The organism is Verrucosispora sp. WMMD703 (assembly GCF_049178935.1).
Lineage (GTDB): Bacteria > Actinomycetota > Actinomycetes > Mycobacteriales > Micromonosporaceae > Micromonospora > Micromonospora sediminimaris.
Map to the genome: position 1 here is coordinate 1,491,072 of NZ_JBMHMM010000004.1, position 23,802 is coordinate 1,514,873.

The following is a 23,802-nucleotide window of genomic DNA, read 5'->3' on the forward strand; positions in this document are numbered from 1 at the left end:
TCGATCAGCGCACCACATAGGGTGCAGGCATGGCGCGACCTGACGGGCGGCGACCCGACCAACTTCGACCGGTGACCCTGACCCGCGGTTGGAGCACCCATCCCGAAGGCTCGGTGCTTGTGGAATTCGGCGGCACCCGGGTGCTCTGCACCGCGAGCGTCACCGAGGGGGTGCCGCGCTGGCGTCGTGGTTCCGGGCTGGGCTGGGTCACCGCTGAGTACGCGATGCTGCCCCGGGCCACCAACACCCGGTCGGACCGGGAGAGCGTCAAGGGCCGGGTCGGTGGGCGTACCCACGAGATCTCCCGGCTGATCGGCCGGAGCCTGCGCGCCGCGATCGACCTCAAGGCGCTCGGCGAGAACTCGATCGTGCTCGACTGCGACGTCCTGCAGGCCGACGGCGGCACCCGGACCGCCGCGATCACCGGCGCCTACGTGGCACTGCACGACGCGGTGAACTGGCTCGCCGCCCGCAAGGCACTGACCGGGAAGCCGGAGAAGGTGATGCACCGATCGGTGTCGGCGGTGAGTGTCGGCGTCGTTGCCGGCGAGCCGCGCCTGGACCTGTGCTACGACGAGGACGTGGCCGCCGAGGTCGACATGAACGTGGTCTGCACCGGCACCGGCGACTTCGTCGAGGTGCAGGGCACCGGCGAGGCCGGCGTCTTCGCCCGCGAACAGCTCGACGCCCTGCTCGACCTGGCCGTGGTCGGCTGTCTGGACCTGGCCGAAGCCCAGCGGAAGGCGCTACTCCCATGAACAAGGTGCTGCTCGCCACGCGGAACCAGAAGAAGCTGATCGAGTTGCAGCGCATCCTGGACGGGGCGCTGGGCGCGCACCGGGTGGCGCTGATCGGGCTCGACGACGTCGAGGCGTACCCGGAGCTGCCGGAGACCGGGCTGACCTTCGGCGAGAACGCGCTGATCAAGGCCCGGGAGGGCTGCCGGCGTACCGGGCTGCCGACGATCGCCGACGACTCCGGGCTGGCGGTCGACGCGCTCAACGGGATGCCCGGCGTGTTCAGCGCCCGCTGGGCCGGGCGGCACGGTGACGACCAGGCCAACCTCCAACTCGTGCTCGACCAGATCGGTGATGTGCCGGACGAGCACCGGGGCGCCTCCTTCGTCTGCACGGTCGCGCTGGTGCTGCCCGGAGGTAAGGAACACCTGGTCGACGGCCGGCAGGCGGGTCGGCTGCTGCGCGCCCCGCGTGGCGACGGCGGGTTCGGCTACGACCCGATCTTCCTCGGCGAAGGCCAGGACCGCACCAACGCCGAGCTGACCCCACAGGAGAAGGACGCGATCAGCCACCGTGGCAAGGCGCTGCGCGAGCTGGCCGCCCTGGTCGCCAAGGTGCTCCCGCCGGCCGCCTGAGTCGCCCGCCTCGGCGTCGGCCTTCGCGTCAGCCGAGGGTGCCGACCTCCTGCTCGATCGCGGTGCGGAGGTAGCGGCCGGCCAGCACGGCGCGGGCGGCCTCCATCAGCGGAGCGAGGAAGACGTCGGGGCCGGGCTCGCCGGCGGCCTCACCGAGCGCGGCGATCGCCGCCCGCCCGGCCGGCGACGGAGCCAGCGGCGCCCGCAACTGCAATCCGCGTACGGCGGCGAGCAGTTCCACCGCGAGCAGGCTGGTCAGGTTGTCCAGCACCGTACGCAACTTCTTGGTCGCCGCCCAGCCCATCGAGACGTGGTCCTCCTGCATGCCACTTGTGGGCAGCGAGTCCACCGAGGCCGGCGCGGCCAGCCGGCGGTTCTCGGCGACGATCCCGGCGGCCGTGTACTGCGCGATCATCAGCCCGGAGTTGACCCCGGCGTCGGGGGAGAGGAAGGCCGGCAGGTCCCGGGACCGGGTGACGTCGAGCAGCCGGTCCACCCGACGCTCGGCGATCGCGCCCACCTCGGCGGCGGCGATTGCCAGGAAGTCCGCTGCGAAGCCCAGGGGCGCGCCGTGGAAGTTCCCGGTCGACTCGACCCGACCGTCGGGCAGCACCACCGGGTTGTCCACCACCGAGACCAGTTCCCGGGCGGCGGTCGTCCGGACGAAGTCCAGGGTGTCCCGGGCCGCGCCGGTCACCTGCGGCGCACAGCGCATCGAGTAGGCGTCCTGCACCGCGTGTGCCAGGTCATCGCGGTGCGAGTCCATCACCGCCGAGTCCTGCAACAACCGGTGGATGTTGGCCGCCGAGACACTCTGCCCGGGATGCGGACGGATGGCGTGCAGTTCCGGTAGGAACGGCCGTTCCGAGCCGAGCATCGCCTCGATCGCCAGCGCGGCGGTGACGTCGGCCATGGTGAAGAGGTGGGCGGCGTCGTCGATGGCGAGCAGCAGCATGCCGAGCATGCCGTCGGTGCCGTTGATCAACGCCAGCCCCTCCTTGGCGGCCAGCTCCACCGGGGCGAGGCCGGCCCGGCGCAACGCGTCGACGGCAGGCATCCGCCCGCCGTCCGGGCCGAGCACCCAACCCTCGCCGAGCAGCACCAGCGCGCAGTGCGCCAGCGGGGCCAGGTCACCGGAGGCACCCAACGAGCCGTGTTCGGGCACCCAGGGGGTGACCTCGTGGTTGAGCAGGTCCACCAGGGCCTCGGCGACCAGCGGCCGTACCCCGGAGTGGCCGAGCGCCAGCGAGCGGACCCGCAGCAGCATCATCGCCCGTACCACCTCCCGGGGCATCGGCGCGCCGACCCCGGCGGCGTGCGACCGGATCAGCGCGTGCTGCAACTCGGCTCGGCGCTCGGGGGCGACGAACGTGTTGGCCAGGGCCCCGAAACCTGTCGACACGCCGTACACGGGACGGCCGGCGGCCTCGATGCCATCCACGATGGACCGGCTGGTGGCCATCGCCTCGACGGTGGCCGGGTCGAGGACCACCTTGGCGCCGCCCCGCGCCACGGCGAGCACGTCGGCGGGGGTGATTCCGGTGGGCTGGACGGTGACGGTCATCGCGGTACTCCGTTGTGCAGAACCTGGCGGACGAGTGGCACCCCGGGCCGGTAGGCCAGGTGCAGGTGGGACGGTGCGTCGAGGATGATCAGATCGGCCCGGGCGCCGGGACGCAGCACCCCGATGTCGTCGCGGCGCAACGCCCGCGCGCCACCGACGGTCGCGGCCCACACCGCCTCCGCCGGGGTCATCCCCATCTCGCGTACGGCCAGGGCGATGCAGAACGGCATCGACGAGGTGTACGACGAGCCGGGATTGCAGTCGGTGGCCAGCGCCACGGTGACACCGGCGTCGAGCAGGCGACGGGCGTCCGGGTACGGCGACCGGGTGGAGAACTCGGCACCCGGCAGCAGGGTGGCGACGGTGGCGGACTGCCCGTCGTCCGTGGTGGTCGAGGCCAGCGCGTCCACGTCGGCGTCGGTCAGGTGGGTGCAGTGGTCCACGCTGGCGGCCCCCAGCTCCACCCCGAGCCGCACGCCCGGGCCGGGGCCGAGCTGATTGGCGTGCACCCGCACCCCGAGCCCCATGGCCTGCCCGCAGGCGAGGATCGCCCGGGCATGGTCGGCGTCGAAGGCCCCCCGCTCGCAGAACACGTCGATCCAGCGGGCGTACGGCGCGGCGGCGGCCAGCATCGGCCCGCAGACCAGCGACACGTAGTCGTCCGGACGGGCGGCGTACTCGGCCGGGACCACGTGCGCGCCGAGGAACGTGGTCTCCGTGCTGACCTCGGTGGCGATCCGCAGCGAGCGGGCCTCGTCGGCGACAGTGAGGCCGTACCCGCTCTTGATCTCGATCGTGGTGGTTCCCTGGCGTAGCGCCTCCGCGTGCAGCCGGCGCACGGTGGCCCGCAGTTCGTTGTCGGAGGCGGCCCGGGTGGCGCCGACAGTGGTGCGGATACCGCCGCCGGTGTACGGCTCGCCGGCCATCCTGGCGGCGAACTCGGCGGCCCGGTCCCCGGCGAAGACGAGGTGGGCATGGCTGTCCACGAAACCGGGCAGTACCGCCGCACCGGCTGCGTCTATCCGCCGGTCCGCTGCCGGTGCGTCGGCCGCCGGGCCGACCCAGGCCACCTCGCCGTCCTCGACGAGCACCGCAGCCCGTCGCCGGATTCCCAGCGGCCCGCCCGCGCCGGCCACATTCGTCACCAGCTCACCGATGTCGTCCACCAGCAGGCTGCTCATGGGGTGGTCACCTCCGTGATCGCCGTGGCCAGTTCCTGGGGTACGTCCACGCGCACGTGCCGGCCGTCGCGGACCAGCACCTGACCGTCCACCACCACCTGCGCGACGTCGGCCGCGCTCGCCGCGAACCAGACGCCCGCCGGGGCCACCCCGGCCGTACGGACGCTGTCCAGCCGCACCGTGACCAGGTCGGCACGGTCGCCGACGGCGATCCGGCCGGCGTCGGTCCAGCCCAGCGCGGCGTGCCCGGCGCTGCTCGCGGCGGTCAACAGCTCCGCCGCGGTGAAGTGGCCCCGCTTGCGGGTGCGCAGCCGCTCGTCCAGTTCGACGGCGCGCGCCTCCTCGAACAGGTCGGTGACGGCGTGGCTGTCACTGCCCAGGCTGAGCGGGATGCCGGCGTCGGCCATCCGACGGGCCGGACCGATACCGTCGGCGAGATCCCGTTCGGTGGTGGGGCAGAGGCAGACGCCGGTACGACTGTCGCCGAGCAGACTCACGTCGGCGCTCGTCGGATGGGTGGCGTGGACCGCCGTGGTGGCCCGGCCGAGCACCCCGTGATCGGCGAGCAGGCGCGTCGGCGTGCATCCGTGCACCGCCCGGCAGGCGTCGTTCTCGGCCGGCTGCTCCGACAGGTGCACGTGCAGTGGCGCGTCGCGGCGGTGCGCCCAACCGGCGACGGTGGCGAGCTGATCGGCCGGCACCGCCCGTACCGAGTGGATCGCGGCGCCGAGACGCGCGTGCCCACCGTCCGGGTTGAACGCGTCGACCCGCTCCGCCCAGCGCAACGCGTCGCCGTCGCCGAACCGCTGCTGCGGCCCGGTCAGCGGCCTACCGTCCACCGAGGCGGTCAGGTAGCAGGTGTCCAGCAGGGTCAGCCGGATCCCCGCCTGGGCCGCCGCCTCGACCAGCGCCGCGCCCATCGCGTTCGGGTCGGCGTACGGGCTGCCGCCCGGCCCGTGATGCAGGTAGTGGAACTCCCCCACGCAGGTGACCCCGGTCACCGCCAGTTCGGCGTAGACCGCCCGGGCCAGCGCCAGGTAGGAGTCGGGGTCGAGGTGGGTGGCGACCGCGTACATCTGGTCGCGCCAGCTCCAGAAGTCGCCCCGCCCGGCGTGCGTGCGTCCGCGCAGCGCCCGGTGGAACGCGTGGGAGTGCGCATTGGCCAGCCCCGGCAGGGTCAGCCCCGGCAGCCGCACCGCGTCGGCCAGCACGTCCACCCCGGCGTCTGGCCGGCCGTCCGGCGCGAGCGGTGTGACGCCGGTGATCCGGTCGTGCACCGTCTCGATCAGCACGTCCGGGGTCGGCGCGGCCTCCCCGGGCAGCCAGGCGTACTCCGCGAGCCAACGCGTCGACGTCATCGCAGCAACTCCGCCAGCCCCCTGGCCAGGGCGGAAACCCCGGTGGCGCAGTCGGCGTCGGTGGCTGATTCGGCAGGGGAGTGCGAAACCCCGGTCGGGTTGCGGACGAACAGCATCGCAGTGGGTAGATGGGCGGCGAGCACCCCGGCGTCGTGCCCCGCCCCGGTGGGCAGCACCGGCGCGGCCAGCAGCCCGGCCAACCGGTCGGCCAGCCCACCGTCGAAGGCCACCAGCGGGGTGGCCGACTCCTCGGTCAGCGTCACCTGCGTACCGTCGCGCCGGGCCCGCTCGGTGGCCTTGCCGTGCACCGCCTCGACCATCCCGGCCAGGGTCTCCGGCTCGGCCGCGCGGGCGTCCAGCCAGCCGGTCACCCGGGACGGGATCGCGTTCGTGGCGTTCGGCTCCACCGCCACCCGACCGACTGTGGCGTGGGCACCGCGCAGCCGGGCCTCCTTGTTGGCGGCGAGCACCGTGAACGCGTACGTGAGCATGGGGTCTCGACGGTCGGTCATCCGCGTCGTACCGGCGTGGTTGCCCTCGCCGGTGAAGTCGAAGCGCCAGCGGCCGTGCGGCCAGATGGCGCTCGCGACCGCGACCGGCGCGTCCCGCTCGACGAGCGCGCGGCCCTGCTCGACGTGCAACTCCACGAAGGCCGCGAAACGGCCGAGCAGCTCCGGCCGGGCACCCACCGGCCCGTCACCCAGCGCCTCGGCGAAGCTCACCCCGCCGGCGTCGCGCAGCCCGGCCGCCCGCTCGGCGTCCAGCGCGCCGGTGAGCAGCCGGGAACCCAGGCACGGTACGCCGAACCGGGCACCCTCCTCCTCCACGAACGCCGCCACCGCCAGCGGCCGGACGGGCGGGACGCCCCCGGCACGCAGCTCGTCGACCGCGAGGAAAGCGCTCACGATGCCGAGCGGACCGTCGTACGCCCCGCCGTGCGGCACCGAGTCGAAGTGGCTGCCGGTCAGGATCGCGTCCCCGGCCTCCGGATCACCCCACCAGGCGAACAGGTTGCCGTTGCCGTCCTCGGTCACCGGCATGGACCGCTCGTCGGCCTGCGCCCGGAACCACTCCCGCAGCCGCAGCTCCGGCTCGGTCAGCGCGTACCGCAGGTAGCCGCCGCTGTGCGCGTCCCGCCCGATCGGGGCGATCTGTCCCCACAGCTCGCGGAACCTGTCGAGCAGCGGTCCGTCCTGCACCGTGTGTGTCAACAAGGGCCTTCCTCACTCCGCCATCGGGACACGGACGCCAGTTCGGGTGGCCACCTCGCGGGCGTCTTCGTAGCCGGCGTCGACGTGCCGGATGACACCCATCGCCGGATCGTTGGTCAGCACCCGCTCGATCTTCTGCCCGGCCAGCGCGCTGCCGTCGGCCACGCAGACCTGACCGGCGTGGATGGACCGGCCGATGCCGACCCCGCCGCCGTGGTGGATGGAGACCCAGGACGCCCCGCTTGCGGTGTTGACAAGCGCGTTGAGCAGCGGCCAGTCGGCGATCGCGTCGGAGCCGTCGGCCATCGCCTCGGTCTCCCGGTACGGGCTGGCCACGCTGCCGCAGTCCAGGTGGTCGCGGCCGATCACCACCGGCGCGCTCAGCTCACCCGAGGCGACCATCTCGTTGAACCGTACGCCCGCGCGGTCCCGCTCGCCGTAACCGAGCCAGCAGATGCGCGCGGGCAGCCCCTGGAAGGCGACCCGTTCGCCGGCCAGGCGGATCCACCGCGCGAGGGACTCGTTCTCCGGGAACAGGTCCAGGATCGCCCGGTCGGTGGCGGCGATGTCGGCCGGGTCACCGGAGAGCGCCGCCCACCGGAACGGCCCCTTGCCCTCACAGAACAACGGCCGGATGTACGCCGGCACGAAGCCCGGGAAGTCGAAGGCGCGCTCGTACCCACCGAGCTGAGCCTCGCCCCGGATCGAGTTGCCGTAGTCGAAGACCTCCGCGCCCGCGTCGAGGAACCCCACCATCGCCTCGACGTGCCGGGCCATCGACGCCCGCGCCCGGTCGGTGAACTCGGCCGGCTTGGCCGTCGCGTACTCCCGGGCGTCGGCCAACTCGACCCCCTCCGGCAGGTACGACAGCGGATCGTGGGCGCTCGTCTGGTCGGTGACGATGTCGACAGGTACGCCCCGGCGCAGCAGCTCCGGGAAGACGGTGGCCGCGTTGCCGACGACACCGACGCTCAACGCCCGGCGCTCCCGTTTGGCGGCGAGCACCCGCCGCACCGCGTCGTCCAGGTCGTCGGCGATCTCGTCCAGGTAGCGGTCGTGCGCCCGGCGGGCCAGCCGGCTGCGGTCCACGTCCACGATCAGGCAGGCACCGCCGTTCATGGTGACCGCGAGCGGCTGGGCCCCGCCCATGCCGCCGCAGCCGGCGGTGAGCGTCAACGTGCCGGCGAGGCTGCCGTCGAACTTCTTGGCGGCGACGGCGGCGAACGTCTCGTAGGTGCCCTGGAGGATGCCCTGGGTGCCGATGTAGATCCACGAGCCGGCGGTCATCTGCCCGTACATGGTCAGGCCGAGCTGCTCAAGGCGGCGGAACTCCGGCCAGGTCGCCCAGTCGCCGACCAGGTTCGAGTTGGCCAGCAGCACCCGGGGCGCCCACTCGTGGGTACGCAGCACGCCGACCGGGCGACCCGACTGCACCAGCATCGTCTCGTCGTCACGCAGCTCGGTCAGCGTCCGTACCAGGGCGTGGTACGACGGCCAGTCCCGGGCGGCCTTGCCGGTGCCGCCGTACACGACCAGATCGTCGGGGCGCTCGGCGACCTCGGGATCGAGGTTGTTCATCAACATCCGCAGGGCGGCCTCCTGCGGCCACCCTCGGGCGCTGCGCTCCGGGCCGCGTGGGGACCGGACGGGTCCGGGGGCTGTCTGGTCGGCGTGGGTCATGGCGGACTCCTCCTAACCGAGGAACAACTGTCGACGGGCCGCCGAGGCTTCGAACGCCTCCAGCCGCCGCTGGGTCTCGGCCGGGGCGGCGTCGCAGATCGCCTGGAGCAGCACCATGGCCAGGGTCATCGGAGCGGTGTGCAGGTCGAACACGAGTTGCGCGCCGACCGCGGCGGAGAGCACCACGTCGGCGTGCTCGGTCGCCGGACTCACCGGTGAGTCGGTGATCGCCACCACCGTCAGCCCCGCCGCGCGGGCCTCGCGCAGCGCGTCCAGGGTCTCCCGGGGATAACGCGGCAGCACGAACGCCAGCAGCGCCCGCGCGCCCGCCTCGGCGGCCTGTTCGAGGCGGTCGGTGAGCAGGCTGCCGCCGTCGTCGAGCACCCGCACGTCCGGATGCACCTTGGCGGCGAAGTACGCGAAGTACGCGGCAAGCGGCGCGGCGGAGCGCAGGCCGAGCACCGGCAGCGGCCGGCTGGCCGCCAGCAGGCGTCCGGTCTCGGCGATCCGCTCCCGGTCGGCCAACTGACCGGCCAGCCGGTCCAGGTTGCCGATCTCGGCGCGTACCGCCTGTTGAAGTTCGTTGCCGGCGGGGGCCGGACCGGGCGCGGCGGCGGTCAGCTCGCGCAGCCGGCGACGCAGGGCCGGGTAGCCGTCGTGGCCCAGCGCCACCGCGAACCGGGTGACCGACGGCTGGCTGACCCCGGCCAACTCGGCGACCTCGGCGGCGGAGAGGTAGCCGATGGCGGGGGCGTGCTGCACCAGACAGTGCGCGATGCGTCGCTGCGTCGGGGTGAGCCGGACCCCGTCGAACAGGCCGACGACCCGCTCCGCCGACGCCATGGCAACTCCCTCATTCACCCCGTGACTCTATGCATGAAAACTTTCATTCGGCAAGCTGATCTGCCTATTCCAATGTGGACGGCATCTGGTCTGCGGGTATGGCGGCTGTCGCCGGGCTGCGGGCCCGGCCCACTGGGCAGCAAGCGCCGGGCCGATAGGATCCCGGTCGGCGGTCGAGCAGAGGAGTGGGACATGCAGCCGGAGGGTCCCTACCGGTACACCCACATGCTGGGTGGGTCACCGGTCGGGAAGGCGTGGGCCGCCGTTGACGGTCAGGGCCGATTCGTCACCGTGGCCGTGCTCGACGCCACGGTCGCCGCAACTCAGGGCTGGCGGGAGGCCTTCGCCGGCACCGCCAACAGTCTCGCCCAGGCTCCCGGTGGCTCGCCTTTCACGTACGCGGACTTCTCGGCCGCCGCGCCCTGGGTCGCGTACGCGGCGGAGGCCGGGCCGGCGGCGGAGAAGCTGTTCCGGGCCCTCGGCGTCGATTACCAGCCAGTACCCCCTGCTGGTACGCCGGTGCCCGGGCCACCCCAGCCTGTTTCGGGTGCCCCGCAGTCCGTGTCCGGCCCGCCTGCGCCGATCTCCGGTCCGCCGCAGCCCGTTTCCGGGGCCCCTCAGCCGGTCTCCGGTCCGCCCCAGCCGGTGTCGGGTGGGCCCCAGCCGGTCTCAGGTGCTCCCGCGCCTGGCCTGAACGCGCCGAACCCCGCGAAGACGCAGCCGCCATGGAGCGGGGCCGCGAGCCCGGCCCCGATTCAGCCGCACCCCCCGGGCCCAGTCTCCGGCGCGCCGATGTCACCCGGCCCTGGAACGGCTGGTGACGAGTTCGGGCTCGACCCGTTCGCCGCGCCGGTGCGGCGGATCCAGCCCTCGGCGCGACCCAAGCGACGCACCGGCCTCTGGGCCGCCGTCGCCGCGCTCGCACTGGTGGCGGCCGTCGGTACCGGTGCCGCCGTCTGGGCGCTCACCGGTGAGGGCGACCCTGAGCCGCCGCAGGCGGCACCGACCGGGGTCGAGGGTTCTGGCAATTTCCCCGACCCGGCTGAGGTCAACCCGGGCATCAAGCCGTGGGCGCAGGTTCCGCCGTACAGTCCGGAGGAGCGTGCACTGGCGATCGCCGCGCCCTCGCTCGTCTTCGTCGAGGCTGTGTTCACCGGATTTGTGCGTGAAGCCAAGTCCAACGTGCCCCTGAGCGCGACGCCCGTGACCTTCAAGCGGAGGTGCAGCGGGTTCGTTGCCAACGCGGATGGCCATGTGGTGACCAACGGTCAGTGCGTCCAGCCGAGCGCTGAGGTCGCCCGTGAGCGCGCCCTGTACACGCTCGGGCGCATCCTCATCGAGCAGGACAAGCTTTCCGCCACCGAACTGGACGGCTACGTTCGCGGCAAGATGGGAACCACCATTTTCACGGGTGACCAGCCAGAGGCCGACCCGGCCATGCAGGTGTTCGCCCAGCTCAACATCGCGCGAGGCGATTTGACCGCCAGCCCTGCCGTGCCCGCGCAACTGGAGCACGTCCTCGCGCCGGACGGTGGGAACTTGGCGCTCGTCAAGCTCGCGCAGTCCGGCCTGCCCACGGCGGAGCTTGACCCGGCGGCGGCGCCCGGTGCGGGCACGGCTCTGCTGCTGATCGGCTACCAGACGGGGGACAGCGACTTTCGGGCGGCGACCTACACGGTAGAGGCAAAGCAGGTCCAGGTGTCGACTACCGGCAGGCAAGGCACCGTAGAGGTGGCAAGGGTCAACGATGACCTCGGCATCTATTCACACGGCGGCATCGCCATCGACACCCGGGGGCGGGTGGTTGGAGTCATCGACAACGATCGAGCGGTCAACGGTGGTGCCAACCGAGCCCTGGTACCGGTGTCCGCCGTTGCTGGGCTGCTTAACGAGACGGGTGTCGAGAACGAAATCACCGATGCCGACCGGGCCTACCGGAGCGGGCTCGACGCCTTCTTCGCCGGCCGCAGTGCCGATGCGATCGCGCAGTTCGACGCGGTGGCCGAGGCGTCACCGGCGAATCTTGTCGCGCAGGCATACCGGCAGAACGCGATCGACCGGAGTCGGCTGGAGCGGGATTCGTCCGGGTCGTCCAACCTGTTGCCAATCCTGTTGGCTGGCCTCGGCGGTGCCTTGGTGGTCGGACTGGTTGGCGCGGCGGTGCTGGTGATGCGCCGTCGATCCTCGTACTGAGCGGCAACTGCGGCCAGGGATGGTCAGCGGGTGGAGTTGTCCCGTCCCCAGGCGTCACGCGGGTGTCGACGGGCGCGTAGCGCGGCCAGCAGGGTGATCGTCACGTACACCATCGACGCGGGCGCGAGCCACGGCCGAGGAAGCACGACATCCCGCAGCCACGACGACGGCACGGACGATCGGATCCCGTCATGGCTGGCGCGCAGCATGGTGTTGCCGGCGCGGACCCGTGCGAGGGTGCGGACCAGGTCGCGCGTGCGCCGAGGCGCCTGCACGAAGCTCGTCGCGGCTGTCACCTCCCGTTTCTCCGCCGAGCTGAACTGCGAGTCGAGATACAGGTCGTCCGCGATCTGCTCCGGAAAGCTTTCGAAGCGTTCCCGGCCGGCGGACGAGATCGCCATCGCGCCCCTGCCGAACAGCGCGTCGGCGAAGATCGGGAGGCGAGTGTTGATCGCGTAGTAGGCCCGCACCGCGAGCGGTCGATCCTCGGTCACCATGGCCCGGCGGGGCGTCACGGCCAACGGTGGCCGCTCACCGGTGGAAAGCTCCGCCGCCATTGCTCGGAGTGCGCCGGGAGAGAGGACCACGTCCGCGTCGAGGTATACCCGGGGAAACCCGCGGGCCGCGGCATCACCCAGGTTGAGGGCGTTGGCCTTGCCGGGTTCGGCGACTTCGATCACCCGTACGCCCGGGCGCGCCGCCGCCACCTCGGCGGTGTCGTCGGTGCAGCCATTGGCCACCACCACGATGTCCAGCTCGCCGGACGCGGCATCGGCCAGCAGCGCGTCCAGGCAACCGCCGATCACCGCAGCCTCGTTGTGCGCGGCGATGACCACGCTGATCACCGGTCGCTCATGGCTCGTCACACCAGCCTCACCCGTCGATGCAGGGCGTCACCGGCCACACTGGCCGGTGGGTCGCCGTTGTGGGCACGCGCCCGTTCACCTGCCGGCACGCACGGCCGTCAAGCTTGCCGGAGCGGATCGTTCGGTCGCAAGCAGATGCCGGCGCAGTCTTCGGGATAGGCGCTGCCGTGCGACGGTTTGCCCATGTGCATTCGTCTTGCCCAGCGCGTGTCCTGACTGTGCCGCCTATCACAGCCGTACGGATGAATCCGTGGGACACCGTGGACAGGCGGCCCGCTGGTATCGTCCTCGTGTTTTCAGGGCCGGGCGGGGGCTGACCACAGTGGGCGTCGATGTCGAGTTCCACAGTCCCCGTCGTCAGCGCGGCGGAAACTGATGGGAGACGCACCCGCATGGGAAGCTTGACCGCTCCGGCCCGTAGACCATGGTCCAGGCATCCTGGCCAGAATGGTTTGGTGCCCCCGCATCTGCGGCTGGCCCGCAACTTGGCGACCGCCGCGCTGGCGCTCGTCGCGGTCAAGCCCTTCTTCGACATCGGAGAGGGCCGGGGAGGCGGTGTCGACCTCGGAGCGCTGCTCACCGTCCTGGGCGCCGTGCTGATGGTGGCCGCTCTTGGTGTTTTCGCGCTCGGCTCCCGGCGGTTGCCGCCCCGATCGTTGTTGTTCATGGCCGCAGGGATCGGGTTGCTGCTGGTCCTCTCGGCAGTGAGCTACCTGGCCGTCGACGCTCGGGCTGATCTGTTGGCGGCGTTCGACGTCCGGCGATACTCGATCTACGGACCGCCCCAGGAGCCGACGAGTGCGATACCCGCCGAGGCCGTTCGACTACTGGTCGGGTTCGCGCCGCTCGCCCTGATCGGCCTGATGCTGCTGCGCCGGGACTGGTTTCCGGTACGCCGCCTCGCGCTCGTCGCGGGAGTCGTGGTGGTCGGCGCGATCGTGCACTCCATTCTGGCTTGGTTGCAGGTCGCCGAGGTGATCCCCTACTCCTTCCACTTCGAACTGGCGGGATGGCAGAAGATCGGCCGAGCCTCCGGTGGCTACTTCCACCCGATGTCGCTCGGCCGGTTGTTGATGTTCTCGGTCTTCCTTGTCTATGTCCTTGGCGAACGGATGGGTGTACCGACCGCAGTGCGGTACGGGCTGATCGGGCTCTTCCTCGCCACGGGGGTCGTTTCGCTGCACCGCTTCACCATCCTGTGTCTGGTGCTGATCGTCGCCGCGTTCGAGTTGCAACGCGTTCGCTCACTGGTCAAGGCGCGCCGCCGCGGCGACCTGAACCGACGGGGCGTGCTGCTCGTCGGCGGTGGACTCGCCGCCGTCGCCGCCCTGGCCGGCATGCTCTGGGGAGACGCGATCTGGCGTAGGGCCGAGGTCGTCGTCACCGAGGTCGGTTCCATGAACGTCCGATCCGACACCTTCATGCACGGTCGCGGAGCGATCTGGAACGACGTGGCGGAGATTCTCGGGCGTGCCTCGGTCGACGTGTGGCTGTTCGGGTTCGGCTACGAGCCCTGGGACATGCACAACGACTTTCTGCGACTGATGGTGGTCTGGGGACTCGTCGGTGTGATCGTGACCGTGGCGATTCTCGTGGCGGTGTACCGCGTCGTCCGGAGCCGCTCGGACCGCTCGCACCGGGTGGCGCTGATGGTGCTCTTCGGTGCCCTGGTCATCTTCGGTTTGACCCAGAAACCGTTGGCTTACCCGTACTTCCTGTGGCTCTTCTTCTTCGGACAGATGGTGATACTCGCACTCGCCCCCGTTGAGCAGGACGATGCCGGAGAGGCCTCGCCCGCGACCGAGTCGACGGCGGCGTGAGGCCGTCTTCGCCCGCCCAGGTAAGCGGGCACAAGCAGAACCAGCAGCGCCGCGACCTGGCCCGCGATCCGGCGGAGCGCGAGAACCCCGAAATCCGAGGTGCGGCCGTGGTGCAACCCACCTTCACGGTCTGCATCGTGGTGCGCGACCGCGCCGTGTTGCTCGTCAACGCGGTGCGCAGCGTACTTGCCAACACCTTCGAGGACTTCGAGCTGGTGGTCGTCGATGACGGCTCGCGGACGCCGGTGACGACGGTGCTGGCGGAGGCGAAACTCGCCGGGGACCACCGGGTGCGGGTGGTGACGCAGCCCCCCACCGGCATCGCCGTGGCACGCAACCTGGGCCTGCGCACCGCCACCGGCCGGTACCTCACCGTCCTCGACTCCGACGACGAGTTGACCCCTGACGCACTCGCTCAGCTGCACCGGCTGCTCGCCGCGACGGGCGGAAGCTGGGTGTATGCCGACTACACCGAGGTCAGCCGCAGTTCAGACCGGCTGATTCGGCTCCCCGAATATGCCTCGGCGCGGCGGATGCTGGTCGGAGTTCTCACGCGGCCTCGGCTGCCCTTCAAGCACTCCGGCACCACAATCGATCGTCACCTGCTCGACCGGATTGGTGGGTACGACGAGAGTTTCCGGCTCTTCGAGGACATCGAACTGATGCTGCGAGCGTTGAAATCCGGGGTGCAGCCCTGTCACCTGGCCCATCCCATCGTCCGGTTCTACCGGCATGACGGCAACGTGACCAGGGGCAGGCTATCCGGTCTGGTCTTCTGGTTCCGTTTGATCGAAATGTACCGGCCGGTGCGGTGGCCCGGTGTGGGGCTGGCCATCAAGGCGCTGCGCACGTTGAGCGAGACGGGCAAGTGGCTTGTCACCCTCGGCCGTTGATCGACTGACCGGCGACCCACCGCGGCCGGGTGCGGCACCGAACCGGCTCGTCCGGATCCTCGTACACCTGGGCATGCTGGGTCTGAGTCAGGTCGGCGTCACCGTTGCCGCCTTCTTCGCGCAGATCCTGCTGGCCCGCACCCTCCCGCAGAGCGATTTCGGTACGTTCAGCGCGGCCCTGGCTGTTACGGCGCTGGCCGCACCGCTCGTGGTCTTCGGCGTTTCCGAACTTTGGTTGCAACGGTTTGGCCTGGAAGGCCACGCAGCAAGACGCTGGATACGTCCGTCGCTACGGCTCGTTGCGGGCATCTGTGTCGGGGTGCTCGCCGCAGCGCTCGGGTGGAGCCTCGCCGGGAGTGCGGGACCCGGTGTGACGTCGATCCGCGCGCTGCTCATCAGCGTGATCGTCGCTCAGGTCGGGCTGACCCTGGTGGCTTCGGCGCAACAGCTGCGCGGTGACTACCGCGGGCTGTCGGTGCTTCAGGTCGCTCCGCACGTCGGACGAGTGCTGGTGGTGCTCGCGAGTTGGGCCATCGGACTGTCCGCGGTGGCCGTCGCCGCTGGTTACGCCGTCGTCGCACTGCTCACCGTGGTCGCCTGCATCGTGGTGCTGCGACCGTTCGTCGCTGGCACGGTGCCGCTGGAGGGGCACCGGGGCACCGCAACTGCCGTGACCTCCGACGTGCCGGTGAGCCGGGTGGTCACGGCCGCCACCCCGTTCGTACTGGGCAACGTGTTCTACCTGATGGGCATCTATCTCGGCACCATCGTCGCCGCCGAGGTGCTTGGTCCCGAGGCTGCGGCCCTGCTGGCCGTGCCGATGGCGGTGATCACTGCGGCGTACCTCGTCCCGCGAGTCGTCTACCAGCAGTATTTTCTGGCCAAACTGCACCGGTGGGCCCGCGGTGACCGGGACGCGGTGCTACTGGCGTACCGGTTCGGCACCTCGGGAATGTTCGCGCTCGGGATCCTCGCCGCGGGGTTGGTCGCGCTCGGCGGGCAACTACTGCCGGTTCTGCTCGGCCCCGGGTACGGCGAGACGGCGGCGGTACTGGCCGTGCTGGCTCTGGCCGTACCCTTTCGCTTCGGCGGAGCCGCCGTGGCCGCTCTGCTGACCAGCGGCGGTCTGCTCCGGCGCAAGGTGGTCCACCAGGGAGTGGGCACCCTGGTGTTGCTGGCAGCACTCGCGGTCGCCACTCCCATGTGGGGGGTGCGGGGCACAGCTTTCGCCACCGTGGTGGCCGAAGCCGCGCTTTGTGTGCTGTTCTGGGTCACGGTCCGGCGTCGCGTGGTGCGTGGGGCCGCTCTGCCGTCGTGGCACGATTTGCGCCGGCGTCTGACGAGGGAGAGTCCGAGTGCGTCCTGAAGCCGATCCCGCCGCTCGCCGGCCGCTCGTCGTCGGCTACTACGGCATGGAGAACGTCGGCGACAACGCCTTCTGCCTGGTGACCGACTGGGCCAGTCGGACGTACTGGGGCAGCGAGCGACCCGTGTTCGCGGCCCCGCCCATGGTCGACCTGCCGCCGGAGAGCACCGGGATGAGCCCCCGCTGGTACCGGTCCCGCAGCGTCCCGGCCCGGATGGGCTGGGTGCTGAACAAGGCGATGCTGCTGCGTGGCTCCTCGATGCTCGTTTTCGGCGGTGGTTCGGTCTTCAGGGACATGGGGCCGCTCAGCGAGAAGCGACTGTTCTCCCTCTTCTCCCGTTTCTCCGGGCATCCGATGGCGGCGGTAGGCGTCTCCGTAGGACCGTTCCTTTCAGCCTCGGCCGAGCGGCGTCTGCTGGAGGTGCTCCGCCGGATCAACTTCATCGGGGTGCGTGACCAGGCCTCCGCTGACCTTCTCCGGCGTGCGGGACATCCCGGAAAACTGGTTGCCGCCGGAGACCTCGCGGGATTGCTGCCCGAGGCGCTCGGGGAGCGCCTCGGGCAGCGGTACGAACGGGCGCAGGGCACCAGGGCGCGACTCGGTGTGACACTGCTCGGTGTTGACTACGAGGCCGCCGCCCCGCAGACGCGACGGCGCGAGGACGCGCTGATCGACGGGGTGAGTGAGCTGGTGCGCCGGGAACCGGTGGACGTCACGGTGTTCGTCTTCAACACCCACCCCGTCCATGGAGACGAACGGGTCAGCGAACGACTTCGTCGTGCCCTCGACGGGCGTTGTGATGTCCGTGTGGTGACCGCCCGTGACGGTGTGCGAGCGTGCTGGGACGAGATGAAGCGTTGCAACCTCGGTCTGCACATGCGGATGCATGGGGCTGTCTTCGCCTACCTGGCAGACGTTCCGTTCGCCCTCGTGCCCTACCAGCAGAAGTGCGACGACTTCCTGGATGAGATCGGCCAGCCGGAATCGCGGCGACTCGCTCGGGTGCCGGAGGACTCCGTCGAGGTGACAAAGGTGCTGGCCGGCATGCTCACCGACCAGGCGGCCCCGCGACTGGCTCGGGAGGAGTTCGCCGAGCGGGCCCGATGGAACTTCACTCGGGCGCCCTGGGCGCTCCCCGGATCGGTCCTCTCGTGATTGACCAACTCTCGGCCCGCCGCGACGTGTCCCGGCCACCACCGGCGAATCCGGTCCGGACACCGATTGGCCGGTCTCGGTCCCTCCGCCTGCCGATCCTGCTGGTGTCGCTGATGCTGGTGATCGCCGCGCTCTTCGCGACGGGTCTGGTTCTGGTGGTCAAGGCACGCGGCGGCGAGCCGGCCGAAGTGGCCGGATCATCGCCGGTTGCGTCGGAGCCCGCAGCGCCCGGACGTAAGACGCTCAGGGAACTGACGCCCCCGGGAATGCGTATCGGCTCGGCTGTCGATGGTCGCGGCCTCAGCCTGGATCCGGCCTACAGCACTCTGCTCGGCACCGAGTTCAACGCGGTGACCACCGAGAACGCCATGAAGTGGCGCAACTTGGAGCCGTTGCCCGGCGTGTACGCCTGGCCCGGCGCGGACCAGCTTGTCGAGTTTGCCGAGCGGCACGGTCAGGAGGTGTACGGGCACACCCTCGTGTGGCACAGCGACATGCCGAAATGGGTGTCGCCGGAGTGGCCGGCGGAACGGATCCGGACGGAACTGCGGGACCACGTGACCGAGGTCGTCTCGCGGTATCGAGGACGAGTCTGGGCCTGGGACGTCGTCAACGAGGTGCTGGACGAAGACGGCTCGCTGCGGGAGACGCTGTGGCTGCGCAAGTTGGGGCCCGGCTACATCGCCGATGCCTTTCGCTGGGCTCACGCCGCCGATCCCGGAGCCCGGCTGTTCATAAACGATTACGGCATCGAGAGGCGTACCAGGAAGGCCGACGCTCTGCTGACTCTGGTCCGAGACCTGCGCCGTGACGGGGTACCGGTGGACGGGGTGGGCTTCCAGAGTCATCTCGCCTGGGACGAACCGCCTCGCGATCTCACCCGGAATCTGCGCCGTTTTGCGGAATTGGGGGTAGCGGTAGCGATCACCGAACTCGACGTCCGGGTCGAGCTTCCGGCGACACCGGAGAAACTCAAGCGCCAGGCGGCCGTCTATCGGCAGGTGCTCAGCTCCTGCCTTGCGGTGCCCGCCTGCGTGTCCTTCACCGTGTGGGGCTTCACCGACTCGCGTAGCTGGATCCCCGGCTACCACCGCGGGTACGGGGCAGCCTGCCTCTTCGACGCGGACCTCTCGCCGAAACCCGCCTACCTGGCGCTTGTCGATGAACTCAGCCGGCACGCCGGCACCACCAGGGCCGGTCCCAACCCGGACTGATCCCCTGGTCCGGCAAACCAAGGGCGGACCGTCCCCGCCGCCCTCGCTGCCTCGGTAAGAGGCTGGTGAAAGGAAGAACGTGTCCGCGCACACGCAGATCATGGCGACCGTCGCGCCCTCGGCAAGGTTTGACCCGGACCTGGGCGTGATCATGCCGCCGTCCAACGGCATGCCGCGCTCGGTGTTCGGCCGGCCGGTCGCTCCGCTGGCGAAGTGGCGCCGCCGGTACGCAGCCTGCCTGGTCGTGCTCGATTTCGTCGCTGCGGTGGCCGCCAGTCGGACAGTCGTGGCCCTGTTTCAGGACGCCGACGCCGGGTTCTGGGATCAACGGGTGCTCGGCGACACGGTGAGCGCCTTCGTGCTGGTGGCCAATATCGGCGTGCCGCTGCTGTGGTTGGTGATCCTGGCCGGCGCCGGCGCGTACGACCGGCGGGCACTCGGCCGCGGCACCGAAGAACTCAACCGGGTGGTACGGGCCAACATCGCCATGGCCGCAGCGGTCTCCTTCCTCGCCCTCGGCTTCAAGAAGGACGTTTCCCGGGCCACGGTCGCCGCCATCATCGTGGGCCTGCTTGTCTACACCGTGTTCGTCCGGATCGTGGCCCGGGTCGCGCTGCGGCGGATTCGCCGCGTGAACCAGCGCGCTTCCCAGAAGGTGCTCCTCGTCGGGCGGCTGGCCGACGCGCTGGCCGTGCACGAGGTGGTCACCCGCAACGCGGGCGCCGGGCTACGTCCGGTCGCCATCCACCTGCCGCAGTATCCGCGATCGGGAGAACGGGTGAACGCTCCCGTCCCGGTGTACGTGGGCTGGGACCTGGTGCCGTTGGTGCAGCAGTTGCGGGCGGACACCATCGCCGTCTGCGGGCCGGCCAGCCTGGAGTCGTACGAGTTGCGCAAGCTGGCCTGGCAGTTGGAAGGAACCGGTATCGATCTGGTGGTGGTGCCCCAGGTGACCGACGTCACCGGGCCGCGCATCCACGTCCGGCCGATCGAGGGACTGCCGCTGCTCAACGTCGAGGAACCGACGATCTCCGGTCTGTCGCTGCTGGCTAAGAGCCTCATCGACCGGATTGCCGCGCTGTTCGGGCTGATCGTGTTGAGCCCCGTGCTGGTCGGCATCGCACTGGCCATCAAGTTCACCGACCCGGGCCCGGTGATGTTCCGGCAGTCCCGGATCGGCCACCAGGGCAAGGCGTTCAAGGTGTGGAAGTTCCGCACCATGTACACGGACGCGGAGCAGCGGCTGGAGGCTCTGCGCGCACACAACGAGAGCGACGGCCTCCTGTTCAAGATGAGGAACGATCCGCGGGTCACCCCGATCGGCCGTCATCTGCGCGCACTGTCGCTCGACGAGCTGCCACAGCTGATCAACGTGTTGATGGGGCAGATGTCCCTGGTCGGCCCACGTCCGTTGCCTACCGAGGACGACGACTACCGTGGCGATGTCCGCCGTCGTCTCCTGGTGCGTCCCGGCATCACCGGGCTCTGGCAGATCTCCGGTCGGTCGGACCTCACCTGGGAGGACGCGGTCCGGCTTGACCTGCACTACGTCGACAACTGGTCGTTGGTGTACGACCTGGGCATTCTGTGGCACACGGTCCGGGTGGTCCTTGACCGGCGGGGTGCCTATTGAGGCCAGCGACCTTGCGAGCCGGGCGTTCCGTATCGAACGGTTGGTGCTGCGCCCGTGCGGTCCCCCGCTGGGGCGGGACCGTCACTTCCGGTCGGCGCGGGCAATGATGTCCTGGGCCGAGTCGTCACGGACCGCCTCGTAAAGGGCGCGGGACCGCTCCGCGTCGGCGAAGACAACGCTTTCCGAGCCGACCCGGCCGGTGCCCTTCGTCGGGGTGGTCAGGAAGAACAGGTTCCCGCTGCGGAGATTGCGGTTCTCGGTGGCCATGTCCAACAGGGACAGTTTCCGGTCGACAGACAGGCTGTCCGAGGTGGCTTGGAGGAACGAGTTGAGCTTCACCGGGTTGGTGAGGATGCCACCTGAGGTCGCCTTCTCCATGATGGCTCTGATCACCTGCTGCTGATGCCTGATACGAGCGAAGTCACCGTCCGGAAACTGCTTGCGCTGGCGCGCATAGTCCAGAGCCGTCGCGCCGTCCATCCGCTGCGTCCCCTTTCGGAAGGTGCGGAACGGCGGGTGGATGGAGGTGAACTCCTTCTCCGAATCGATCTCGATACCGCCGAGAGCATCGATGATCTCCTTGAATCCGGCGAAGTCGACCATCGCCACGTGGTCGACGCGGACCTTGGTGAACTGCTCTACGGTCTGCACCATCAACGGCACGCCACCCCAGGCGTAGGCCGCGTTTATCTTCGCGTCGCGACCACCGCGGCCCTCCTTCGACCTGGGCACGGCGACCCAAGTGTCCCGGGGAATGGAGATGAGCTGCGCGCTGGAGCGATCCTTGGGTAGATGCGCCAGGATGATCGTGTCAGCTCGGGAACCACCCGTGTTCTCCGGGTCGCGGGAGTCGCTGCCGAGCACCAGGATGTTCACCGCGCCGGTCGCCACGACCTCAGGGCGGGTCTCCTCAGGTACGCCGTCGAACGCGTCGACCCGCTCGATGTCGGACTCGACGGACTTGAGATAGAAGCCGCTCGCCACCACGGCGCCCACGCCGAGCAGCGACAGCACCAGCAGCACGATCAGCGTGATCCGCAGCCACCGGCGGCGTGGCTTGCCAGCCGACCTGCCGGTCTTCTCCGAACCGTCGGTGTCCCCCGTCGGCAGGGTCTGCTCCGGGGAGATCGTCCCCGCCTGCTCTCCACTCGACATGGCGGAGATGCTACTGACTTCACGTTCCGGCCGTGGGCCCTGTCCGGGCCCATCAAGGCGGGCATTGTTACTTCGCTGTTTCCCTACGTCTGGTAGAACGCAGCGGTGGATGCCGTCAAGCTGCGCCGGGCGATCGCCCGTACCCGCCTCGCCCCCGTCGCCGCCTTTCCGAAACGCCTGGTCGCCGTCGCGCGGCACGACGCCAAGGTGCTGCGCACCTCGGCCCGCTGGCTGGTCGCCTCGCGGGAGCATCACAACTACACGTACGAGTTGACCAAGCTCAGTCGCCATCATCTCGCCTGGTTCGTCAGCGTCGTCTGCGAGCTGCCGGTCAAGCAGGTCCGTAAGTACCTCGCCGAGATCGAGTCCGATGACGTGCTGCGGCAGCACATCAGCTCGGCCGTCGCGGGCGCCGCCCGTCGTGGCCTGGCCGACAAGCAGGTCCGCTATGCCCGCCGCATCGGCTGGTACGCGATCGTCCGGGCCAAGCGGCCGAAGCACATCGTCGAGACCGGCGTCGACAAGGGGCTGGGCAGTTGCGTACTGGCCGCCGCGCTGCTGCGCAACGCCGCCGAGGGGCACCCCGGCCGGGTCAGTTCCATCGACATCAACCCCGAGGCCGGCTACCTCGCCCGCACCGCACCCTGGTCGGAGGTGATCGACCTGGTGATCGGCGACTCGGTCGAGTCGATCACGGCGCTGGACCGGCCGGTCGACCTGTTCCTGCACGACAGCGACCACAGCCGTGCCTACGAGCGGCGTGAGTTCGCCGCCGTCGAGGCGAAGCTGGCCCCGGGCGCGATTCTGCTCACCGACAACGTCACCCACACCAACGTGCTGGCCGAGCATGCCGAACGCACCGGGCGGCGATTCCTCGCCTACCGGGAGACGCCGGCGAACCACTGGTACCCGGGCGACGGCATCGGCGTGGCATGGTAACCAGGTGCGGCTGAGCGGGATCACCACCTATCCGGTAAAGGGTTGCCGTGGCCTCGTCCACGGCGCGGCCGCCGTACGACCGTGGGGGCTGAACGACGACCGGCGGTGGATGCTTGTCGACGCCGCCGGGGTTGGCGTCACCCAGCGTGAGGTCACCGCGCTGGCCCGGGTGCACGCCCGGCCGCACCCCGAAGGGCTGCTGCTGCGCGCCGACGGCCACCCCGACCTGGTGGTGCCGGTGCCGGCCGACATCACGCCGGTTGCGGTGCGGACCTTCCGCAGGCGGGTGCTGACTGTCGACGCGCTGCCCGCCGGCCCCGCCGCCGACGCCTGGTTCGGCGCGGTGCTCGACCGGCCGGTCCGGCTGGTCCGGCTGACTCGCCCGGCCCGGCACGTCCCGCGCGGCGACCGGAAGTACGACCCCGGTGACCAGGTCAGCTTCGCCGACGCGTACCCGGTGCTGCTGACCAGCACGGCGTCGCTGGCCGCGCTCGGCGACTGGCTCGTCGCGGATGGTGCGCAACCGGTGCCGATGACCCGCTTCCGGCCGAACCTCGTGGTCGACGGCGCCCCTGCCTGGGCGGAGGACGAGTGGGTCGGGCGTGGGCTGCGGATCGGGTCCGTCCGCTTCCGCGCCGCCGACCTGTCGGCCCGCTGTCTGGTCATCGCCACCGACCAGGAGACCGGGGTACGCGGCCGGGAGCCGCTGCGTACCCTGGCCCGGCACCGCAACATCGATCGCAAGCTCCTCTTCGGACTGAACCTGGTGCCGCTGGAGGCGGGTGAGGTGAAGCTCGACGACCCGGTGGAACTTGTCGACTGACCGGGCGGACACGGCTCGGCGACGACCGGCGGACAGCCCTTGTCGCTGAGCCACCAGCGGATCGATGATGGCCGAAGGGGCCCTCGACCAAGGAGTCTGAGATGTCGGTGATCCATCATCCCCGGGTGGCGTGGGACGCAGCCCGGACGCTGGTCGGGGCGGTACCCGACGACGAGCGTTTCCGCAGCATCGCCGGTGAGTTGGAACGACTGCTGGGCGAGGAGACTGCGCAGTCGCTGCGGGAGACGCGGGACCGGCTGCGCTCGGCTCCGGACGACGGCCGTGACCTCGTGGAGGCCGGCGTGTGGCGGGTCCGGATCGAGGACGCGCTGCGCAGCCACCCGGACGCCGTGGAACCGCTGCGCCGGCTGGTGGCCACCGCCCAGCCGAGATGGATCTTGTCTTAGCTTTCGCTTAGCTCGCTTGTCCGGGCGGTCGAGTCTCCGGCAGCATGTCTGCACGTGACCGACGGAATCGACGGCCCCGCCGACCAGGCACCGACTCAGCGTTCCGCGCTGCGTCGTTGGCTGGCCGG

Annotated in this window: 20 protein-coding genes; 12 read left to right on the top strand and 8 right to left on the bottom strand. The window is 70.6% G+C overall.

The genetic code is table 11. The features are described 5' to 3' along the window. The first annotated feature begins 29 nt into the window (after positions 1-29). The gene (gene rph / locus ACN26Z_RS07490) at positions 30-758 is read left to right on the top strand and encodes a ribonuclease PH (RefSeq protein WP_093401913.1); all 729 of its coding nucleotides are present in this window, start codon (positions 30-32) and stop codon (positions 756-758) included. Beyond that, on the top strand, positions 755-1,372 hold the full coding sequence (gene rdgB, locus ACN26Z_RS07495; RefSeq protein ID WP_093401912.1) for an RdgB/HAM1 family non-canonical purine NTP pyrophosphatase: 618 nt from the start codon (positions 755-757) through the stop codon (positions 1,370-1,372). The genes rph and rdgB overlap by 4 nt, the downstream gene beginning before the upstream one ends. 28 nt (positions 1,373-1,400) lie before the next feature. Here the strand turns inward: rdgB and hutH are convergent, their stop codons facing one another. Genes hutH through ACN26Z_RS07525 form a run of 6 tightly spaced genes read right to left on the bottom strand, consistent with a single transcriptional unit; the run spans position 1,401 to position 9,209 of the window. After that, positions 1,401-2,936: a histidine ammonia-lyase gene (hutH, locus tag ACN26Z_RS07500; protein WP_421460402.1), complete on the bottom strand. Its 1,536-nt coding sequence runs from the start codon at positions 2,934-2,936 to the stop codon at positions 1,401-1,403. Next, positions 2,933-4,117 carry an imidazolonepropionase gene (gene hutI, locus ACN26Z_RS07505; protein ID WP_282239830.1) on the bottom strand — a complete coding sequence of 395 codons (1,185 nt, stop codon included), beginning with the start codon at positions 4,115-4,117 and terminating at the stop codon, positions 2,933-2,935. The genes hutH and hutI overlap by 4 nt, the downstream gene beginning before the upstream one ends. Then, on the bottom strand, positions 4,114-5,475 hold the full coding sequence (locus ACN26Z_RS07510) for a formimidoylglutamate deiminase (protein WP_421460405.1): 1,362 nt from the start codon (positions 5,473-5,475) through the stop codon (positions 4,114-4,116). Before ACN26Z_RS07510 ends, hutI begins: the two co-directional genes overlap by 4 nt. Beyond that, a complete protein-coding gene (locus ACN26Z_RS07515; protein ID WP_421460407.1) occupies positions 5,472-6,689 on the bottom strand; it encodes an allantoate amidohydrolase in 1,218 nt (405 codons plus the stop codon). The genes ACN26Z_RS07510 and ACN26Z_RS07515 overlap by 4 nt, the downstream gene beginning before the upstream one ends. Positions 6,690-6,698: 9 nt before the next feature. Then, complete coding sequence (gene hutU / locus ACN26Z_RS07520) at positions 6,699-8,366, bottom strand: urocanate hydratase (RefSeq protein ID WP_421460409.1); 1,668 nt, start codon at positions 8,364-8,366, stop codon at positions 6,699-6,701. 12 nt (positions 8,367-8,378) lie between these two features. Beyond that, positions 8,379-9,209: a MurR/RpiR family transcriptional regulator gene (locus ACN26Z_RS07525; protein WP_210941389.1), complete on the bottom strand. Its 831-nt coding sequence runs from the start codon at positions 9,207-9,209 to the stop codon at positions 8,379-8,381. 192 nt (positions 9,210-9,401) lie between these two features. Here ACN26Z_RS07525 and ACN26Z_RS07530 point away from each other — a divergent pair, with 192 nt between their 5' ends. Then, complete coding sequence (locus tag ACN26Z_RS07530) at positions 9,402-11,402, top strand: trypsin-like peptidase domain-containing protein (protein ID WP_421460411.1); 2,001 nt, start codon at positions 9,402-9,404, stop codon at positions 11,400-11,402. Positions 11,403-11,425: 23 nt separating this feature from the next. On the opposite strand, the gene ACN26Z_RS07535 is transcribed toward ACN26Z_RS07530, so the two are convergent. Continuing rightward, a complete protein-coding gene (locus ACN26Z_RS07535) occupies positions 11,426-12,268 on the bottom strand; it encodes a glycosyltransferase family 2 protein (RefSeq protein ID WP_307871128.1) in 843 nt (280 codons plus the stop codon). A 455-nt stretch (positions 12,269-12,723) separates the two neighbouring features. On the opposite strand from ACN26Z_RS07535, the gene ACN26Z_RS07540 reads away from it, so the two are divergent. The 6 genes from ACN26Z_RS07540 to ACN26Z_RS07565 all read left to right on the top strand — a co-directional run bounded on the left by ACN26Z_RS07540 (position 12,724) and on the right by ACN26Z_RS07565 (position 20,350). After that, the gene (locus ACN26Z_RS07540; protein WP_421460413.1) at positions 12,724-14,088 is read left to right on the top strand and encodes a hypothetical protein; all 1,365 of its coding nucleotides are present in this window, start codon (positions 12,724-12,726) and stop codon (positions 14,086-14,088) included. After that, positions 14,085-14,981 carry a glycosyltransferase family 2 protein gene (locus ACN26Z_RS07545; protein ID WP_421460416.1) on the top strand — a complete coding sequence of 299 codons (897 nt, stop codon included), beginning with the start codon at positions 14,085-14,087 and terminating at the stop codon, positions 14,979-14,981. The genes ACN26Z_RS07540 and ACN26Z_RS07545 overlap by 4 nt, the downstream gene beginning before the upstream one ends. Positions 14,982-15,054: 73 nt before the next feature. Next, complete coding sequence (locus tag ACN26Z_RS07550; protein ID WP_421460418.1) at positions 15,055-16,347, top strand: lipopolysaccharide biosynthesis protein; 1,293 nt, start codon at positions 15,055-15,057, stop codon at positions 16,345-16,347. Beyond that, positions 16,337-17,503: a polysaccharide pyruvyl transferase family protein gene (locus tag ACN26Z_RS07555; protein ID WP_421460421.1), complete on the top strand. Its 1,167-nt coding sequence runs from the start codon at positions 16,337-16,339 to the stop codon at positions 17,501-17,503. Before ACN26Z_RS07550 ends, ACN26Z_RS07555 begins: the two co-directional genes overlap by 11 nt. Before the next feature lie 113 nt (positions 17,504-17,616). Further along, positions 17,617-18,717: an endo-1,4-beta-xylanase gene (locus tag ACN26Z_RS07560; protein ID WP_421464564.1), complete on the top strand. Its 1,101-nt coding sequence runs from the start codon at positions 17,617-17,619 to the stop codon at positions 18,715-18,717. Between the two features lie 151 nt (positions 18,718-18,868). After that, on the top strand, positions 18,869-20,350 hold the full coding sequence (locus ACN26Z_RS07565) for a sugar transferase (RefSeq protein ID WP_093402050.1): 1,482 nt from the start codon (positions 18,869-18,871) through the stop codon (positions 20,348-20,350). Between the two features lie 81 nt (positions 20,351-20,431). On the opposite strand, the gene ACN26Z_RS07570 is transcribed toward ACN26Z_RS07565, so the two are convergent. Next, positions 20,432-21,505, bottom strand: coding sequence for an LCP family protein (locus tag ACN26Z_RS07570; RefSeq protein ID WP_421460423.1), 1,074 nt, complete (start codon positions 21,503-21,505; stop codon positions 20,432-20,434). A gap of 105 nt (positions 21,506-21,610) precedes the next feature. Here ACN26Z_RS07570 and ACN26Z_RS07575 point away from each other — a divergent pair, with 105 nt between their 5' ends. From ACN26Z_RS07575 to ACN26Z_RS07585, 3 genes are all read left to right on the top strand, one after another. Further along, positions 21,611-22,444: an O-methyltransferase gene (locus ACN26Z_RS07575; RefSeq protein WP_282239818.1), complete on the top strand. Its 834-nt coding sequence runs from the start codon at positions 21,611-21,613 to the stop codon at positions 22,442-22,444. A 4-nt stretch (positions 22,445-22,448) separates the two neighbouring features. Continuing rightward, complete coding sequence (locus tag ACN26Z_RS07580) at positions 22,449-23,267, top strand: MOSC domain-containing protein (protein WP_421460426.1); 819 nt, start codon at positions 22,449-22,451, stop codon at positions 23,265-23,267. 101 nt (positions 23,268-23,368) lie between these two features. Then, positions 23,369-23,674, top strand: a complete 306-nt coding sequence (locus ACN26Z_RS07585; RefSeq protein WP_421460428.1) for a hypothetical protein — start codon at positions 23,369-23,371, stop codon at positions 23,672-23,674. Positions 23,675-23,802 lie beyond the last annotated feature (128 nt).

Bases quoted from the DNA above. Each gene is read 5' to 3' on its own strand.
- rph (WP_093401913.1), top strand. From the start codon at position 30: ATGGCGCGACCTGACGGGCGGCGACCCGACCAACTTCGACCGGTGACC.
- rdgB (WP_093401912.1), top strand. From the start codon at position 755: ATGAACAAGGTGCTGCTCGCCACGCGGAACCAGAAGAAGCTGATCGAG.
- hutH (WP_421460402.1), bottom strand. From the start codon at position 2,936: ATGACCGTCACCGTCCAGCCCACCGGAATCACCCCCGCCGACGTGCTC.
- hutI (WP_282239830.1), bottom strand. From the start codon at position 4,117: ATGAGCAGCCTGCTGGTGGACGACATCGGTGAGCTGGTGACGAATGTG.
- ACN26Z_RS07510 (WP_421460405.1), bottom strand. From the start codon at position 5,475: ATGACGTCGACGCGTTGGCTCGCGGAGTACGCCTGGCTGCCCGGGGAG.
- hutU (WP_421460409.1), bottom strand. From the start codon at position 8,366: ATGACCCACGCCGACCAGACAGCCCCCGGACCCGTCCGGTCCCCACGC.
- ACN26Z_RS07525 (WP_210941389.1), bottom strand. From the start codon at position 9,209: ATGGCGTCGGCGGAGCGGGTCGTCGGCCTGTTCGACGGGGTCCGGCTC.
- ACN26Z_RS07530 (WP_421460411.1), top strand. From the start codon at position 9,402: ATGCAGCCGGAGGGTCCCTACCGGTACACCCACATGCTGGGTGGGTCA.
- ACN26Z_RS07550 (WP_421460418.1), top strand. From the start codon at position 15,055: ATGCTGGGTCTGAGTCAGGTCGGCGTCACCGTTGCCGCCTTCTTCGCG.
- ACN26Z_RS07560 (WP_421464564.1), top strand. From the start codon at position 17,617: ATGCTGGTGATCGCCGCGCTCTTCGCGACGGGTCTGGTTCTGGTGGTC.
- ACN26Z_RS07565 (WP_093402050.1), top strand. From the start codon at position 18,869: ATGCCGCCGTCCAACGGCATGCCGCGCTCGGTGTTCGGCCGGCCGGTC.
- ACN26Z_RS07570 (WP_421460423.1), bottom strand. From the start codon at position 21,505: ATGTCGAGTGGAGAGCAGGCGGGGACGATCTCCCCGGAGCAGACCCTG.
- ACN26Z_RS07585 (WP_421460428.1), top strand. From the start codon at position 23,369: ATGTCGGTGATCCATCATCCCCGGGTGGCGTGGGACGCAGCCCGGACG.